Origin of the sequence: Bacillus sp. ISL-45, from assembly GCF_018613195.1 — a bacterium.
GTDB lineage: Bacteria > Bacillota > Bacilli > Bacillales > Cytobacillaceae > Mesobacillus.
The window spans coordinates 1-15,976 of record NZ_JAGGQQ010000026.1; the positions used below are offsets into that span (position 1 = coordinate 1).

Annotated in this window: 19 protein-coding genes and 1 tRNA gene; 10 read left to right on the forward strand and 10 right to left on the reverse strand. The window is 35.2% G+C overall.

The features are described from left to right. Positions 1 to 267: 267 nt before the first annotated feature. Positions 268 to 1,176, reverse strand: a complete 909-nt coding sequence (locus tag J7E35_RS22885; protein WP_214784627.1) for a nuclease-related domain-containing protein — start codon at positions 1,174 to 1,176, stop codon at positions 268 to 270. Positions 1,177 to 1,314: 138 nt separating this feature from the next. On the opposite strand from J7E35_RS22885, the gene J7E35_RS22890 reads away from it, so the two are divergent. Beyond that, positions 1,315 to 1,536 (forward strand): hypothetical protein, encoded by a 222-nt coding sequence (locus J7E35_RS22890; RefSeq protein ID WP_214784629.1) that lies wholly within the window; start codon positions 1,315 to 1,317, stop codon positions 1,534 to 1,536. Positions 1,537 to 1,563: 27 nt separating this feature from the next. On the opposite strand, the gene J7E35_RS22895 is transcribed toward J7E35_RS22890, so the two are convergent. Next, positions 1,564 to 1,854, reverse strand: a complete 291-nt coding sequence (locus tag J7E35_RS22895; RefSeq protein WP_214784631.1) for a hypothetical protein — start codon at positions 1,852 to 1,854, stop codon at positions 1,564 to 1,566. 86 nt (positions 1,855 to 1,940) lie between these two features. On the opposite strand from J7E35_RS22895, the gene J7E35_RS22900 reads away from it, so the two are divergent. Both J7E35_RS22900 and J7E35_RS22905 read left to right on the forward strand, forming a co-directional pair. Further along, positions 1,941 to 2,117 (forward strand): hypothetical protein, encoded by a 177-nt coding sequence (locus J7E35_RS22900; protein ID WP_214784634.1) that lies wholly within the window; start codon positions 1,941 to 1,943, stop codon positions 2,115 to 2,117. A gap of 19 nt (positions 2,118 to 2,136) precedes the next feature. Continuing rightward, a complete protein-coding gene (locus J7E35_RS22905) occupies positions 2,137 to 2,658 on the forward strand; it encodes a P-loop NTPase family protein (RefSeq protein ID WP_214784637.1) in 522 nt (173 codons plus the stop codon). A 32-nt stretch (positions 2,659 to 2,690) separates the two neighbouring features. Here J7E35_RS22905 and J7E35_RS22910 read toward each other — a convergent pair whose 3' ends face one another. Further along, complete coding sequence (locus J7E35_RS22910) at positions 2,691 to 3,122, reverse strand: DUF2621 domain-containing protein (protein ID WP_214784640.1); 432 nt, start codon at positions 3,120 to 3,122, stop codon at positions 2,691 to 2,693. 138 nt (positions 3,123 to 3,260) lie between these two features. On the opposite strand from J7E35_RS22910, the gene J7E35_RS22915 reads away from it, so the two are divergent. Continuing rightward, a tRNA-Sec gene (locus J7E35_RS22915) sits at positions 3,261 to 3,357 on the forward strand. 108 nt (positions 3,358 to 3,465) lie between these two features. Here the strand turns inward: J7E35_RS22915 and J7E35_RS22920 are convergent. The 5 genes from J7E35_RS22920 to J7E35_RS22940 form a co-directional block, all read right to left on the reverse strand. Then, the gene (locus J7E35_RS22920) at positions 3,466 to 4,584 is read right to left on the reverse strand and encodes a site-specific integrase (protein WP_214784643.1); all 1,119 of its coding nucleotides are present in this window, start codon (positions 4,582 to 4,584) and stop codon (positions 3,466 to 3,468) included. A 131-nt stretch (positions 4,585 to 4,715) separates the two neighbouring features. Then, entirely contained in the window at positions 4,716 to 4,895 is a 180-nt protein-coding gene (locus tag J7E35_RS22925; RefSeq protein ID WP_214784645.1) for a helix-turn-helix domain-containing protein, read from the reverse strand. A 140-nt stretch (positions 4,896 to 5,035) separates the two neighbouring features. Next, on the reverse strand, positions 5,036 to 6,538 hold the full coding sequence (locus J7E35_RS22930; RefSeq protein ID WP_214784648.1) for a hypothetical protein: 1,503 nt from the start codon (positions 6,536 to 6,538) through the stop codon (positions 5,036 to 5,038). Next, the gene (locus J7E35_RS22935) at positions 6,531 to 7,385 is read right to left on the reverse strand and encodes a bifunctional DNA primase/polymerase (protein WP_214784651.1); all 855 of its coding nucleotides are present in this window, start codon (positions 7,383 to 7,385) and stop codon (positions 6,531 to 6,533) included. The genes J7E35_RS22930 and J7E35_RS22935 overlap by 8 nt, the downstream gene beginning before the upstream one ends. 29 nt (positions 7,386 to 7,414) lie before the next feature. Then, positions 7,415 to 7,597, reverse strand: coding sequence for a hypothetical protein (locus J7E35_RS22940; protein WP_214784654.1), 183 nt, complete (start codon positions 7,595 to 7,597; stop codon positions 7,415 to 7,417). A gap of 565 nt (positions 7,598 to 8,162) precedes the next feature. On the opposite strand from J7E35_RS22940, the gene J7E35_RS22945 reads away from it, so the two are divergent. After that, positions 8,163 to 8,738 (forward strand): sce7726 family protein, encoded by a 576-nt coding sequence (locus J7E35_RS22945; RefSeq protein ID WP_214784657.1) that lies wholly within the window; start codon positions 8,163 to 8,165, stop codon positions 8,736 to 8,738. Here the strand turns inward: J7E35_RS22945 and J7E35_RS22950 are convergent. Continuing rightward, the gene (locus tag J7E35_RS22950) at positions 8,689 to 9,774 is read right to left on the reverse strand and encodes a beta family protein (protein WP_214784761.1); all 1,086 of its coding nucleotides are present in this window, start codon (positions 9,772 to 9,774) and stop codon (positions 8,689 to 8,691) included. The two genes, J7E35_RS22945 and J7E35_RS22950, sit on opposite strands and share 50 nt — an antisense overlap. A gap of 668 nt (positions 9,775 to 10,442) precedes the next feature. On the opposite strand from J7E35_RS22950, the gene J7E35_RS22955 reads away from it, so the two are divergent. The 4 genes from J7E35_RS22955 to J7E35_RS22970 all read left to right on the forward strand — a co-directional run bounded on the left by J7E35_RS22955 (position 10,443) and on the right by J7E35_RS22970 (position 13,366). Next, a complete protein-coding gene (locus tag J7E35_RS22955; RefSeq protein WP_214784660.1) occupies positions 10,443 to 11,555 on the forward strand; it encodes a replication-relaxation family protein in 1,113 nt (370 codons plus the stop codon). A gap of 102 nt (positions 11,556 to 11,657) precedes the next feature. Next, entirely contained in the window at positions 11,658 to 12,749 is a 1,092-nt protein-coding gene (locus J7E35_RS22960) for an FtsZ/tubulin family protein (protein WP_214784663.1), read from the forward strand. Positions 12,750 to 12,913: 164 nt separating this feature from the next. Next, positions 12,914 to 13,156, forward strand: coding sequence for a hypothetical protein (locus J7E35_RS22965; protein ID WP_214784666.1), 243 nt, complete (start codon positions 12,914 to 12,916; stop codon positions 13,154 to 13,156). 21 nt (positions 13,157 to 13,177) lie between these two features. Then, positions 13,178 to 13,366 carry a hypothetical protein gene (locus tag J7E35_RS22970; protein WP_214784669.1) on the forward strand — a complete coding sequence of 63 codons (189 nt, stop codon included), beginning with the start codon at positions 13,178 to 13,180 and terminating at the stop codon, positions 13,364 to 13,366. A gap of 356 nt (positions 13,367 to 13,722) precedes the next feature. On the opposite strand, the gene J7E35_RS23815 is transcribed toward J7E35_RS22970, so the two are convergent. Continuing rightward, complete coding sequence (locus tag J7E35_RS23815) at positions 13,723 to 13,911, reverse strand: Spo0E family sporulation regulatory protein-aspartic acid phosphatase (RefSeq protein ID WP_353050394.1); 189 nt, start codon at positions 13,909 to 13,911, stop codon at positions 13,723 to 13,725. Positions 13,912 to 14,394: 483 nt separating this feature from the next. Here J7E35_RS23815 and J7E35_RS22980 point away from each other — a divergent pair, with 483 nt between their 5' ends. Further along, a complete protein-coding gene (locus J7E35_RS22980) occupies positions 14,395 to 14,649 on the forward strand; it encodes a hypothetical protein (RefSeq protein WP_214784675.1) in 255 nt (84 codons plus the stop codon). Positions 14,650 to 15,976 lie beyond the last annotated feature (1,327 nt).

Sequence of the window (15,976 nt, forward strand, 5' to 3'; positions counted from 1 at the left end):
ATCGGCCAAACGGAAGGGATGAAGCGAGAAAAGTGTCCGATAGAAGGGCTCTATCGGCCAAACGTGAGGGATGAAGCGAGAAAAGTGTCCGATAAAAGGGCTCTATCGGCCAAACGGAAGGGATGAAGCGAGAAAAGTGTCCGATAGAAGTGCTCTACCGGACTAACGGAAGGCGCGAAGAAAGAAAAGTGTCCGATAGAAGTGCTCTATCGGACAACCAGGACTGAAATATGAGATTTCACTATGCTCAGCCTAATGCAGTGTACTCTATCTATATTTTGTCCATTTCCTGGATCCGTCAATTGTAAGATGTTTTGTAAGTAATCTTCTAATCCTTTTACCATCCTTAATCACCACACAAAATTCCTGGATCGCTGAAGTAGTAATTGCTGTTTCTGGGGAAATTAATCTAAACTCCTTCACTGTTCGCATTACAGCTGATTCCAATGATTCTTTACTTCCACAAACATCACACACAAGAAACTTATGTGTGGCCCTCACCTCAAAAGACTCACACTCCGAACAGGTAATACCCTTCTTCAATTCATCGTAATGAAAGGCAGGTAGATTGTTATGGGATGAGTCAATCTTGTGGAGGGAGACTAGTTTGGCTGCGAGTTTGTAATGGTTGGTGGAAACGTTTCCCGGCTGGTTGTTGAGGTTGTCGTGGAGTCGATTAATCTGCGTAGGGAAAATGAATGGGAGGTCTGGATGTGCGTGATACAGGGTAAACTCGGGGTTTACAAAAACGACTGAAGCTTCGATTTTATGATTGTAGCCTAATTGATTTAATAGTTTCTTGAAAAGCAGCTTGGTTCGGTTGAGTTGGTCGAGGGGATTCTTGATTGTTACTCCAGTTGTTTTTGAGGTTAGACCTTCTTGTTTGTAGAGGTAATCACCCTGGTTTGTCTTTATCTCAAATAAATAAAATGTGCCGGAAAATATGATTAGAGTATCGATTTGAAAAGTTGTTCTTTCTACTTCGAGCAGCAACTCGTTCAGGATCAAACAGCTGCTTGTCAGTTTTTCCGTCATGGCATCGAATTGTAATTCGCCTTTATATCCCTTATCAAGATATGAAAAATACCTTTTTTCCTCGTCTGATAACTCAAGTCTTTTATTCAAGATTCTCAGTTTAGATAAAATAATAGGTTCAGTCCGTTCTTTAAAAGCCATGTGCATCATCCTCTTCAATAATTAGTCATGATAATCATACTATTTTACCGAATTAAAAATATTGAATTTTTTGTGAATTGTGGCAAGACTGCTTGAATACAATGATAAAACCACTCGATTCAGTCAGGAGGAGTAGGGATGTCATTGAAGGTTTATGCCATTATACTGAAAACCGCAGGTCTTGCCGTTTTCCTTGTACCGATGTTTATGAAGGGGATGGGATATATTGCGACCATTTCTCCAACGGTCATGTTTAGTTTAATCGCAATTGGAGTCGTTTTGTTGATCGTCGGGAATGTTTTTGAGGCAAAGGCCATGCGGAACGGCGCTTATGGTAGGCGAAGAGGATTTAGGAAATGAGGAACGAGTTTCAGCATCTGAAACTCGTTATTTTTTTAACGAAAGTATGAACCAAACAAGCAGGTAGAGATAACCCGCAATGGTGAAAATGGCCCATAATGCTCCTTGCTTGAACTCCCTCGCCAGAAATTCGAATTCATTCATCTCCAAAGGCCTTCCGATACTATTCATGAGGCTGACCATTGGCACCGAAATAATGACGAGGATTGCAATCATAGCAAGAGGAATTTGTTTTTTCTTTATCACACTATAAATAGCCCTGACAAAAATAGTCATTAACAACAAATAATAAATGATCCAAAATAAAACTTCACTCATAGAAATAACCTCCCTAAGGAATTCTATCATTTTTTTATCCCGGATGCCTGTTAGATTGTGGTAAAATTGCTTGAGAGGTGAGTATTTTGATAGTAATCAATATTTGGTTAATTGTCATTCTGGCCGTTGCCTTTCTCGCGGCAATTGGAGCCTGGCTTAATACTAGAATCATTTTAAAAGACTTGGCTACAATCAAAAACCATTTCGGTATCAAGGATGAGCGGTCGCCTTCTGTTTTTGATAATGACCTCGATAAAGATTAATTAACAGGGTGGAAGTACAGTGACGAAAATACATATAATTGGCGGTCCCGGAAGCGGGAAATCATACATAGCAGCGAAACTTTCAAAAATGCTCGGGCTTCCTAAGCATGAATTGGACAACTTCTTTTGGGATCACGAGTCCGAGTATTTCGGTTCGCAAACTCCTCCCGTAAAAAGGGCGGAAAAACTGGCGAGAGTGGTGTCGCAGGAAAAATGGATCATCGAGGGAGTCTATCATAGCTGGCTTGAAGAAAGCTTTCGCCAGGCAGATTATATATTCGTGCTCAAGACGAATGTCTATGTGCGTGACTGGAGAATACTGAAAAGGTTTGTACTAAGAAAGGTGAAACTGGCTTCTTCTCCGCAAAGAGAGAATGTGAAGTCACTGATTGACTTAATAAAATGGAACCATCAATATGACGGGAACAATCTGGTACAGGCGATCAAACTGATGAAGCCATACAAAGACAAAGTCATCATCCTCACGAAAAATGACGATGTCTTCAAGCTCTTCAAAAAGCGGAAAAAGAAGGTAGGCTAATATAGAAAAAACTGCCTTATCACAAGGCAGTTTTAGAACAAACTCTCATATGGTGCGGTGCTGATCTGTTTTTCAGCAAGCCGCTTTCGTAAAAATTTATGGTCACGCTTTGGTGTTGCCAGAATATAGCCCCGGATAACAAGCTCCTGAGTGATCCTGTCGGCTTTTTCCTTCAACGCAAGCTCGCCAATTTTGCCGGCAATCTTATGCCTGGCCACATCCCTGAACAATTCAGGTACCGGACTCACCAAATCCTCGAGCAATGCCTTCTGGTCATCCGGCCATAAATGCCTCGTTTGATTCACATAGTACTCTTCCCAGTCCATATCCGATTTGCCATCGTTCTTCGGAAGCTTTTTCAAAAACTTGCGGAACATGAAGAATCCGCCAATCGCGAATAAACCTACTAAAACAACGACCCAAAACAATATAAATAACAAAAACCAACCTTCAAGCTGATACATAACCCTTCACCCACGCATTTCTAATATCTTTTCTTATTATAGTATCAGCGGTCAAGGGAAGACAAGTCTTGTGACAATTTGAGTAACACACTTGTAAAATCGGCAGCTTGTAAGTATAATAGACCTTGTTCTCAAAACGGGGCTGAATGGGGTACTGGTGTCCCCCACGGTCTTCAAAACCGCTTGTGACCTGCGTGCCAGGTTAGCTGGGTTCGATTCCCAGGCGGTCCCGCCAACTCAATGATACCAAGGCTTTTAACTATCATTCATAGAGCAGGAGACCGAGTGAAGTCAGTCTCTTTTTATTAGGTGGTGCCCAATTTGGTGCCATTTGTCATATGGCTTATTCAAGCAATCCATTTAAGTGGTCGACAGCTATTCCTTCAATCGAATCAGTCAGGTGAGAATAGGTGTCCATCGTTACTTGAATTTTGGAGTGACCTAAACGGGCACTGACAATTTTGGGGTGGACATTCTCCTTCAGCAGGATTGTTGCGTGAGAATGCCTGAGGTCGTGAAACCGGATGTCTGGAAGGTTCGCTGCCTTTAAACACCTTTTGAGAGCTCTAGTTATTTCAGATGGTGCCATGATACTTCCCTTTGTGTTGCAAAAGACCAAATTATGAGGGTTATAAGAATCTCCCAGGATTTCTTCACGATGATCATTTTCATCCTTAATTCTTTTGAGAAGCTTGAGCAGTTCTAAAGTTAATCTTACTCCTCGGGGTTTTTCATTCTTGGGAATTGTATTGAAAAAATATTTCCCATTCGCTTCTGTAATGGTTTGTCGGATATAAACCTTACCTGTTGAGAAGTCGACATTTTCCCAAGAAAGTCCTATCAACTCGCTTTTTCGCATTCCGGTATGGGCAGCCGCATAGATCACTGGAAAGTATACCGGAGTTTTTTCCTTTGCCATTTTCAACAATACATTGATCTGTACAACATTTAAGGTCTTCATTTCCGACTTTACCGGTTTTGGTGGCTTCGCTCCCTTGGTAACGTTTTTGTTGATGAATTCCCAATCGATCGCATCATTCAGCGCCTTTGACAGAACGCGATGATGGTGTGTGACTGTTTGAGCGGACAAGGACGTTAATTTTTTCATATAATAGTTTTGTAGCTCTACAGGTTTTAATTCTTTCAATGGAATGTGACCTATAGAAGGGCAAAGATGAGTTTTGATGATTTTCTTGTATTCGGCAAACGTTTTAGGTTTAAGATTTGTCTTAGCGTAGTTTTCCAGCCAGTAGTCCAGATACTCTTCTACAGACAACTTCTTTTCAAATACCAAGTTGCCTTTTTGTATTTCGAGAATTAATTCGGCCATAGCGGCTTTTGCCTCGCTGATTTTTTTAAAGCCACGTCTTTTTATTCTTTTACGCTTGCCATACGAGTCTGTTCCAGCCTCCAAAACAAAATAATACGTACCGTTCTTATCTTTCTTAGGATAACCAGCCATTATTTTTCCTCCAAATATAGCTGGACACCAAGCAAATGCACCTATTAGTAATAATAATGGAAGTAGTGTTGGTTGCAAAGGGCATAGTGTCCTCAAATATATAAATCCATTTTCTGTGTTTAAGGATGTTGCTAGCTACCTTCAAACCAATCTAAAAACGACTTTTTTGAAATAAGGATTCTTTTACCTACATTTACAGCGTGAAATAGATTGGATTTTACTAATCTATAGGCTTGGCTTCGGCCAATTCCGAGATATTCTTGAATATCTTTTACCTCAAGTACTTCTGGTAATTCTCCTGTTTTTTTCATGAGACATTCCTTTCTTTTAAAATCTAAATTCAAGATGCAAAAATGGTGCATTCCAATTAAAAATCCGCATTGTAAAAAAAGCCTTGCAGTTTGCCGACATTATCGTCATATCGTCATATTTAATTAAAATTAATTAAGCCTTATAACTTTTCTAAAGAATGAATTCTACCTAAGTTATTTCGAATATAGACATAACTTATATTATTTGCTGTTAGAATAGGCTGAATACGAGTCAATTGGTCTTTCAGTTGATTTGGTGATTTAATCCATTGTTTAGAAGTCTGTGCATCTACAGAGATATACTTTCTAAGCCTTTCAAGTATAAATGTTGCAGTTCCTGAAATTTTTCTTTCTCTATCTAAGCAATCTATTATCGTTGACACTAACAAATCATGTTCCGCTGCTTCTTCAGCTGCTTCTTTACGATTGCGGATATATTCATTCATGAATGTACCTCTTTTGAAACCAAATCCAGTTTCAGCAGCAGTTGCTAATTTTGCAAAATCAGCCATTCGTGGTGTTGAGTCAAGCTTAACATTATGCAAATTTCCTAAAGCGATACTTAGTGCATCAAGTAGACCACCGAGTATTTTAGGCTTTAAATCCTCAAACTCCTTTAAAATCTCATCCTCTGATAAACGTTCATTACTATTGAAAGGTGAAAGATTGATAATAATCGCTCTATCAGCGAGATCAGGTCGTCTGGCAATATAATCAATCCCATTTAAAATAATTGGGCGGAGTGTAGATAAAACTACCTCTTCTGTATTTTCATAGAATTTTCTAGTGGAAAATCCGCCACCTGTTGAGAGTTTACATAACGAATCTGACATATTATTGCTGATACCAGATAAGTTATCAAATGCTAGTAAACGACTCTTCTGTGCGGAAATCATTAAATCTTCTTCATTTCTAGGTAATGAACGTATTGGAGCGAAAGTTGGATCAATAATACTTTTCATCAATCTACTAAAGAAGCTTTTTCCGGAACCTTGTGGACCTTGAACAATTAATATAGGATATGGTCCGGTAGGTGAAAGGCAACTTAGAAGAAATGAATAAACTAATATTCTATCCTGATCATTAATATTAATAAACTTGTCTAAATATTTTATTGATCCACCTTTAACAGGGATAGGGAGCGACCTATAAGTATTGGGTCTTACAAATTTAAGCGTAGTATTTTGAATAACTCGCCAGCTCTGGTTATCCACTTCAACAATTTCTCGGTCTGGAGTACCCAAGTCAAGATATATAGTAGACTTGTGTTTACCTACACGAATAAAGGTTTCTTGGAAATCTCGGAAATTAAACTCTTGAATAGCTACAATGGTTTCAATAGCTTCTGACAAGGGAGTTTTCCCGATTGGTTTATTAAAGAGCTGGTAATAATGCATCCTTATAAGTTTTTTGAATTTATCACTATTGACAGCAAAATGTTCATAATTTCCATCAATTTTGACAGAAGCAAAAACTTCCTCATTTTCTGTGATGAAAAAAGTAGCGTGTTGCTGGGCAATTTCAATAATAGCTTGAGAAACCGTCATATCTCCTTGTTCCACAAGTGTTTTCACTCGTTGTGTTGGAGATAGATCATTTGTGTTAACCAATTCCCCCATTTTTACTTTATTGCTATTAGACAATTAAATCTTCTCCTTTGATAACTTTAAGGGCTTGCTGAAAATTTATTTTATATAACGTTTGGACTGCGCTAAATCCATTTCCAGAACCGCAACCAGCAAAACATTTCCAAGCCCCATTTTTTATATTAAAACTAAATGAATTATGTTTATCTTGATGAAATGGACACTTAGAACTAAGCCACTCACTATTTCCTTTAATGTTGTTAGTAAACCGGCTATAAAAGTCTATCCAATCTACATTCTCTAACAGCATGTTAGCTGCATTGCTTTTTAAGTTGGTTCTTAATTTGTTTTCCATGGTGGAGGACTTCTCGAAAATACCAATCCTTCTGTTTTCAAAAATGTACTCAACTATCCAAAGGGGTAAATCTGCCTTTTCAACTTGTTTTGGCGACAATTCCCATCGATAAACTGTGCCCTTAGGATGAATGGAAGGAGGAGCTACTACTTGCTTTTTATCGGAAAGAATGTCAATGCTATCCCATAATTTCATGGAAGGAATATCCTGGTTGTACTTAAAATAAAGATGAATTCCTCTGTTGGAACGAACCCTCCAAGTCAAAGGTAAATCCCCCATCTTTTTTAATTTTGTTAAAGTCGACAGATCATCTATATCTAATACAATACAATCAGATACCGAGCCAGTTATTATCCCGATGTTTTTATTTTTGTAAGTTATTATTTTGTCATCTTGATCTACTATCCCGTTTATTATTTCAGTTGCTTGAATACGTTGATCCAAAAACCGACTGGGCCAGTTTTTTAGGATTGGTCTTTTACCAAGAAGAGGGATAGGTGTCAATCCATAATTCAACAATTGCAAAGCAGCTCCGATTGATTTATCCAAATAGTCATCTCTTTTCATAGGATAAGTGTTTACATTTCTTTTAGATTTTCAATTGCCTTTAAGATTCTGTCTTTTTGGGCATCTGATAGGTTATGTCTTAAGAGCCGGTATAATGTGTTCTCATGTATTTGCATTTCTTCTGCAACTTGCCAAAGATACAAATTAGCCTTCTTTATTTGAAGTTTTAAATCGAAATTTCTTTGTTGCACCATCAAATTCACCTCCTTTAGAGAAACAAAAAAACCCCTAGATTAAGAGAAGGTTAATTGTCTTTAACCTTTTCTAATCTAGGGGCTGTCCCTTTTGATATTAAATTAGATGACTGGCAACTACTACCACCATCATAAATGTAATCAAAGATTATAATACATTTTATCTATTGTCAAGGGACTATATGAAAAATTGAAAGTAATCCTTTTTTGATAATATAGTAAGGAAAGTCATGACGGTCATGTCGACATGATGAAAAGAATTAATTTGAAGGAAAAGGGTGAGGTATTTTAAAAAATCAAGAATTTATTAAATCAGTAGATATAAAAATGAATCACGTACCACACCACGTTTTAAGCTACATGTCTTCGAACCATCTGCCAAATATATTTGGTAACGATACACCAATATGGCTAAGAATGTGACTACCATATAATAGCAACAGTATAGAAAGCATTAATAGTTTTACTTTTTAGAAAAAGGATTAGGAATTTTTTTGTTGAACCTTATAAATATATATTTAGATATGTTAAATTATACAAGAGATAGCAGTAAGGGTGAAAAAACATGAGAAAGTTACGGGATAGTGACATACGGGAAGTCTTATTAGAAGAATTGTCTCTTAAGTATTCTAATGATTTGAATACAAAAATAGTAAATGAATTAGGAATATTACATGGTCAATCCAGAATAGACGTTGCAGTGGTAAATGGTATATTGCATAGGTATGAAATAAAGAGTGAGAGCGATAATTTATTACGGCTTCCTTCACAAGTAGAGGACTACAATAAAGTTTTTGATCGGATGACAATTGTTGTTCAAAGGAACTATTTAAATCAAGTTAGAGAAATTATTCCTAAATGGTGGGGAATTGCCTTAGTAACCCGTCAAAGCGGCCGATTAATTATTAAAGAAGTAAGAAAAGGGCGTCAAAATTCAAAGTTAGATCCCTTTTCACTGAGTCATTTTTTATGGAGAAATGAAGCGATTGATGTTTTAAAAGAAAAAGGCCTGCAAAAGGGATATTTAAGCAAGCCAAGACATGAATTATACGAGAAAATCTGCACTTCACTTTCCTTAGAAGAAATTAAGCTTACGGTGAACCAATGCTTAAAGATGCGTGAAAATTGGAGAGTTCATTAATTGCTAGAGTGAGGTGATGGTTGGTTCCGATTTTTCTCCACGTTTCGGCATTTCCAGTACTTTCTGTATCGTTTGCACAACCAAAAATATATTTATCTCCATATGAATAAAACACCCCCGAGTATTTCGGGTGTAAAACTATCCTTTGACAGAGCTCCTGTGTCTGCTTACATTTTCCATATTTTGGTGTTGTCACGGAATACCCTCTGAAAATTAAATACTCATTATCAGCTGTATAACGAATGTTTGCCGACATTCTCATTTTCCTGGGATCAAGTCGTGAGTATTCTGGATTGGAGATAATGTAATCCCCAAAGGATGGATATCTCGGTAATTTTTTATGAAGTAACTGTTGGTAAATCATCCACTCGCTTCTTGGTATGCTACCATCAGTCCCTGTTTTAATTTCTGAAAGGTTTTCAGGGAATGCAGTAGCTACAAATGTAAAAGTTCGCCAGCTATTAATATGGGGTATAGCCAAGATTGAGCCAACAATAAGATTAGTCATCCTATTTACTGGGTTTTTAGGATCAATATATCTATAGTCGATAATTAGGTCTATATCGGTTGGATCCACATTAAATGCTTCTAAAAAGCCTTGGATAATCCTATCTATATCGTCAAAATCTTCATCTAGAAGTCTAATAGCACAACCAGTTTGATAGTTGTTAACTATTGAATACACTGCTTTTTGATAGTTAACTGCTCTTGATGGACTTGTTACAGGGATTGCATTGAGGTTTTCACTTTTCAACATTGTAAATAAACTAATAAGTGGATGACTCCCATCTTCCATTAGTTCGTCGTCATCTGGGCAAATCTGATGGGCATCAATAAACACAGGATTATCATTGTTCCAACTTGTTTTAAGCTGTTCTTTGAAATTTTTCAAGTGGTCATCAAGTGATTTTTTGGGGCAATCGTTTTCAAAATCCCAATCAATAGGTGGTATTTCAATGACTGGTGTCATTAAGTCTTTTAAACTATGGTCCAAGACTTGTAATGCGCTTTGCTCACCTCTCTTCCATCTAATAATGGGTACGTAATGATCTGTTTAAACATAAAAGCCCTCCTCTGTAGTAAACGTATAGCTGCAGATCGTGTTTGTTATGATATATACAAAATTAAAATAGGAATGTTTCAAATTAATGGGTACTATTTCCTTTTATTTGGGTTTTATTTGGGTATTCAGAAAAATAAAATTAAAAAATATTGATAACTGTAGACTATTTTACTTATAATTAAGACAAAGATTTAACTCAGCCGTTTTGGTATGAGTATAAAATCAGTCTTAACGACTGGCGGATGACAGGGGAAACCCGAAAAAAATTCTTTACCTTTGGGTAATGGTGGCGCAAAGAAGCACAAAAAGGGATTGGGAGAAGTGTGTCCTTTTTAAAATAAATACTAGATATCCAACAAGCTGCTATAGTGGCTTGTTTTTTTGCGCTTAAATTTCGTTATGTATACATCCTATGTATAGCCTATAAGCTATTTACTTTTTATAAATATTTAGAGATGTAAATTTACTAAGTTGTCCCCTAGTACTATACATAAGTGATTCTTGCATAAAAATCTTCTCATCCATTGATACATCAGTGTTTTATGTGGTTTTTCTTTTTTTAAATTGACCGTGAGTAAATACCTTCTACGGCACCCCCATAATTCAGCTTATTTAATCTGAAAAAAGAAAGGATGTAAGTAATGATTTATTGGAGAAACACTGATATAACAGAAAAACAAGATCAAATTATCAAGCTACTTTACCAATATCGTGCATTAACCAATGAACATATTAGGCGTTTAATTTACGACCATCTTTCGTCACCAGCAAGTGGACAAAAAGCAAACATTTCTAGATTCACCGCAGATTTAAAGAAAAAGAAGCTTATTCAGTCATTTAGCTGCCACCCTTATAGTAAAGAATTGATTCATTGTTTAACACCAAAGGGGATTGATTACTATAAAGATCATGCACTAATAGATAAGGATGAACCATTAGCTGGATTTAAAGGGTACCCTCATGGAGATTTTGATTCAGGAATGTTAAAGCCTGGATTAAGGAATATTGAACATACAATGATGTACCTGGATTTTGCTATATGGTATAGCGATGTACTAGACATACGACATAATCTATACGCTGTAAAAAAGTATGTGTTTTATGATTTTGAAAATGCTTGGGGAAATTCAGTAAGTGGTCAAATGAAAAAGGTAAGACCTGACGGTGAAGTATTACGTCCGGAGGGGATTTATACCATAGAAATCGATTTGGCGACTGAACGCAAGAAAGTATTGACTGAAAAGTTTTTAAATTATTTCAGGTATTTAAATTCATGTGTAGAGAACGGGGAGGAACCACAGTGGGTTGGTATGTTAGTAGTTTGTAAAGACTCTCAAATTGAATTTAAAAATGACCAAAGATTACATACTATCCTAAAATCTGCATGCGAAGGTTTGAAGTATTATAGCTGGACTTTTCCAGTTCGTATTATTAATCGTAAGCAAAATGTTGATTTAAGGAATCTTTTAATAAATGATCCAGAAACGCTTGAATCCATCGGTATTTCTATTCCTACTACCGATAATCCTGTTCTAGAGGAAAGGATTTTAAAGGAAGAAAGAGAGCAGCAAGAGCTAGCGGAACGTGAACGTAGACAAGAGGAATATCGAAGGAGAGAAGCTGCAAGGAAAGAACAAGAAAGGTTGTTACAAGAGCGAAAGCAAAGAGAATTAATTGAGGAGAAAAAACGAGAAGCGATGGAAAGAGAAAAAAATAAAAGTGGTAACCGTCTGTTTGGTAAATTGTTTTCTTAGATATAAGGGTTTGGTTGTCTCCTCGGGATTAAATTGCGGAGTTTCTCCTATTCCTCTCTAATATTGAATAATATTCACTTTCTTGAAGAAAGGATGTTCTTTGTGAGAAGTTTAAATACGGTTAATGTTGATTTTGGTTTTGTAGGTTTGGGTTTGGCTGGAGGTAATGTTGCTGGGGCTTGTGTTAGTAAACATTCCTCGTATGGTGCATTGTTTATAAACACAAACAGCATGGATCAAAAAAGCTTAGCTAAAACGTATCCTTCCTATGGTCACTTCCTTATTGGAGGTGGATTAGGAACAGGAAGAAATATAAAAACCGCAGAAGAATTATATAAAGAAAATGTAGATGAAATCAAAGACGCTCTAGGATTATTCGCAAGGACTGAGTTTATATGGGTATGTGCAAGTTTAGGAGGTGCAACAGGTACCGGTTTCTTGCCTGGTGTCATAAATATACTGACTGAACAGGGTTTTGCTGGTCACATTGGCCTTATCTTAATTATTCCCCATAAAAATGAGGAATGGAATCTCGCAGGACATGCTGTTCCAATTTTCGGTTCTGATAACCAACTAATTAAACAACTTCCAATTATCTTAATAGATAATACTAAACAAGAGAATGATATTTCTGCAGAATATCGCTCAATCGGGTATAGAGATTATTTAAATAAATCAAATGAAATGGTAGCAAGTGTGATTCATAACAACAATCTATTATCTTCCAGTATTCCATACTATGGCGGAAGTAATTTTGATAGTTTGAATTACTTAGAATTTATCAAAACACCTGGTATTTTGGCGTTCAGTTCGTTTAAAATTGATTTAAATATGGATTCAGAACACTCAGAGATAAAGCGACTAAGCCACAAGATAGAGAAAAATATTATTCTATCAGATGGTTATGAATTAAATGATGCTAATATGATTCAAATTAGTTTCTTAACTGGTGATTCTAATGCTACACATGTATTTACAGTCGATTTTAAAAATATTGTTTTTAAAGAAATGGAATCAATTTTGTTTCCGAAAAAATCAATTTCATATTTGACTACTGAAACAGCAATGTCTGAAGTGCAAATTAGTATAATGTGTGCAGGTATTCCAGTCGAGAGAAATGAATTAGTAAAGGAATTAATTAAACGTGCAAAACAAGAAGAACTTATGATGATGTTAGAAGATCTGGAGATATAAAATTTACTTTAAACATCTATGTTGAGTTAAAAACACAATGTTAATGACTATCCTTTGATTAAGTTGACATTGTGTTTTTTATTTTAAGAAAACGAACACTTGTTTGATTTATTACAAAATTTGGTATATAATATACTTAACATAAAGGAAAAGGGGGGAGTTTTTTGAAAGAGGAGGGAATTATTGAATTTAAGACGTATAAAGAAATAATGAGTGATCAAAAAAGAAGAAAGGGAGAAATAGAAGAGAAACATAAGTCTTTAAAAAAACGTTCAAGGGTATTAATTAGGGAAATGGAGAGTTTTGATCTTAGAATAAAAGAATTACTAGGAGAAATTAAAGAAGGAGAACGAAAATTTGATGATTTATTAACTACTATTAAAAAAAATGTTCCCTTCGATAAATAACATTTAACAGGAGGTTAGAGTATGGCCAGCCTACGTGATGGTTTCCAGAAAACAAGATATGCAGATATCAATAAACTCCTTCTAGAAACGCACCTTTTGTTAAAGGAAACCGAAGAATTACGAAAAGAGATTAAAAAGGAATTGGAGTTTAATCCGGAAGAAGACTTAGTTTATTTTGAAGGGTACCTTTGGAAGAAGATTAGAATTTGAATTGAAGAAGAGAAGAGAGGGGGAAGGGAAATTGTTTCTGCTTTTGGGAGATAAAACTATAAATAAACTAAATACAGCTGTAGTAATTGTAGCTTTTCTTAATTTGATTGCAGCAATTGTGATGACCGTCATTAACCGTTTATAAGTTGATTAAGAAAGTTTCTATAATGACAATATTAGAAGTGTATTTTTATAGTTATGGTTTTTTAAAAAATGATATAGATGTATGGCTTGGAAGTTGGGCCAAATGAAGACCCTTCATAAGGGTTATTTATGGAGAATAGTCTAGCGTGTTAATCATTAATAATATTCGTTATATTCGTTCATTGATCTTATTAATGTATATAAGTTTCTAATCACTTATTAAGCTTTTGATATTTAAGTATTACCTTATCTAATTTTTGACTTAACAGAATTGTCTTAGTATTGTTATATCCTTCTGACGTTCCAACTTCGATTAGCTTCTTACGAAAATGTTCAATTATTAATAATAAACATTCTTTACGACATTTCATAATCAACCCCCCTTTTACAAAAATATACATATCTAAGTATAACAATCAAAAGGAGAGCCTGTCTATGACCCATTTAGTTACCGAAGAGTGGATCTGTTTTGAATGCAATAAAGTTATTTATGATGAAGCTGAATATATTGATAATGATGGAATTTGTGATGAATGTTATAGTCTTCCCATAAAAAAGCAACTAGGTATATTAAAAAGTTATTGATTAGGTTATGCAGCAAAATTCCCGTGAGTTTTACTACTTTCTAACATCGTTACAGTCCTGGCAGTTTAGGGTACTACTCCAAGTGAATTATTAATGAATCGTGAAGAAGAAATAGAAAAAGAATAACGAATTAAATGAGGCTTAATTGAAGAGAGGGAGGGTGGTAAATCTATGTCAGAAATAAAAGGTATTCTAAGTCCAAGAGAAAAGGATTTGTTTAACGATTATAATTCTGCAATATTAAATACTAATATAGAAGATTTAGATAGTGTTTTAAATATCAAGATTTAATCCTGAGTATGATCAGGAAAGCAAAAGAGCGATATTATGATGAAAACCCTATTATAGTTCCAATTAATAAAGAAGGATATACGAAAGTAAAAGAGAGTAAACATGTATTGAAAGTCAGTGACTTCTTCACAAAAGAAGAAGCCGAAGAAGTTGACTTTTTAAGATGGAGAATGACTAAGACAATTTTGCCGGGTTCTAGAAAGCGAAAGCAAAAGAAAATAGAAAAAATAATAGCTGAAGCAAAAAAACGGAATGGATATTAAGGTTTATTATAATTTTGTTCTTTTCAATTTGGTTAGTAATGAAGGTTATTTTGTTATATAGCGATCAATGTACCAGTCCCTGTCCCCACCATATAAATCCGGCTACATTGAAACTGGATATAGGTAATATATAGGGATCGGATCGGGAAAAGCCCTGCGGAGCCTATTTCGTTTATATGTAGTTGCAAGTGCTACCAGTTGTTGAGATTAGTAATGCGATGACTGGAACAAGGAAAGAGACTCGTAATCCCCCCTGCATCGGCTAAATGTGAGTGGAATTACTTCGTTTTACTGGTCTTCATGGAGCAGCTGTCCATTGAGAAGCCAGTGTTCTCTTAAACCATTTTTAAAAATTACTTTTATACCTAAATTATAAACATAATGTGAATTTAATAAAAGACTAGGAGAGAAATAATCAATAAGAATGATCCGGACATGCTTGAAAGAGATCAAATCAAATATATCAGTGCAATCCAAATTGTTATTAGAAATTTTAGAGATGCAAAATGAAATGACAAATGGCAATAAGCTTGCGATTCACTGCCATTTATTAATCGTTTGTACTTAAAAACGGGATGATTTTTTATGGGCCGCAACAAGTGGTAAGTTTGTAACCGGATTGTCAGATACTATGAATGGTTTTTTATAGTTAGGATATTTATAAACAATTTCTTCGTATGTGCCGCTATCTTTTATAAATTCTGGTTAAACATAAAACAATTAATATGTTGTATTTGTGTACCAAAAGTATCAGTATGTACTAAGTCTATCGAATTTCATAAATATTTTGGTAAAAAACACTAAATACATATTTGGAGAGCTAGAGGGAGTCCTTGGTTGTCCAATAAACAAAGTAGTTGCATATTATTAATGTTAAGAGCCTTTATTAAACAAACGCAGAAGTTATGTTGAACAAGGAAATTTTATTTTAGCTTAATGTTAACTACACTATGTACTACAAAGTGATTTTTATAAATAAAACAACTGTTATAAAAACAATTTTAATGTTTTTTAAGGAAAATCATTGATATTTATGTAAACCTTGCTATAATTTAGAAGTTATTAAAAAAAAGTAATATTTTTAGGTCTTTTAGTGGATATAGAATAGGAACCCTGTTACTAATTCACTTTTTGAGCTTATAAAAGACGGGACTTTTAGAACTTGGTAGCGCTCCTGCCATAATCCTAGAACACTTCCTTTTCTTGAATTTTATTCTTGATAAGTAAGTGTTTTTTTGTGTTTTAAACGAGGAAAGATAAGTTGAAAGGGAGTCAACAAAAGGGATTAGCTGAATTGAATATTTCAAGTATTATGAGACAGAGGTTA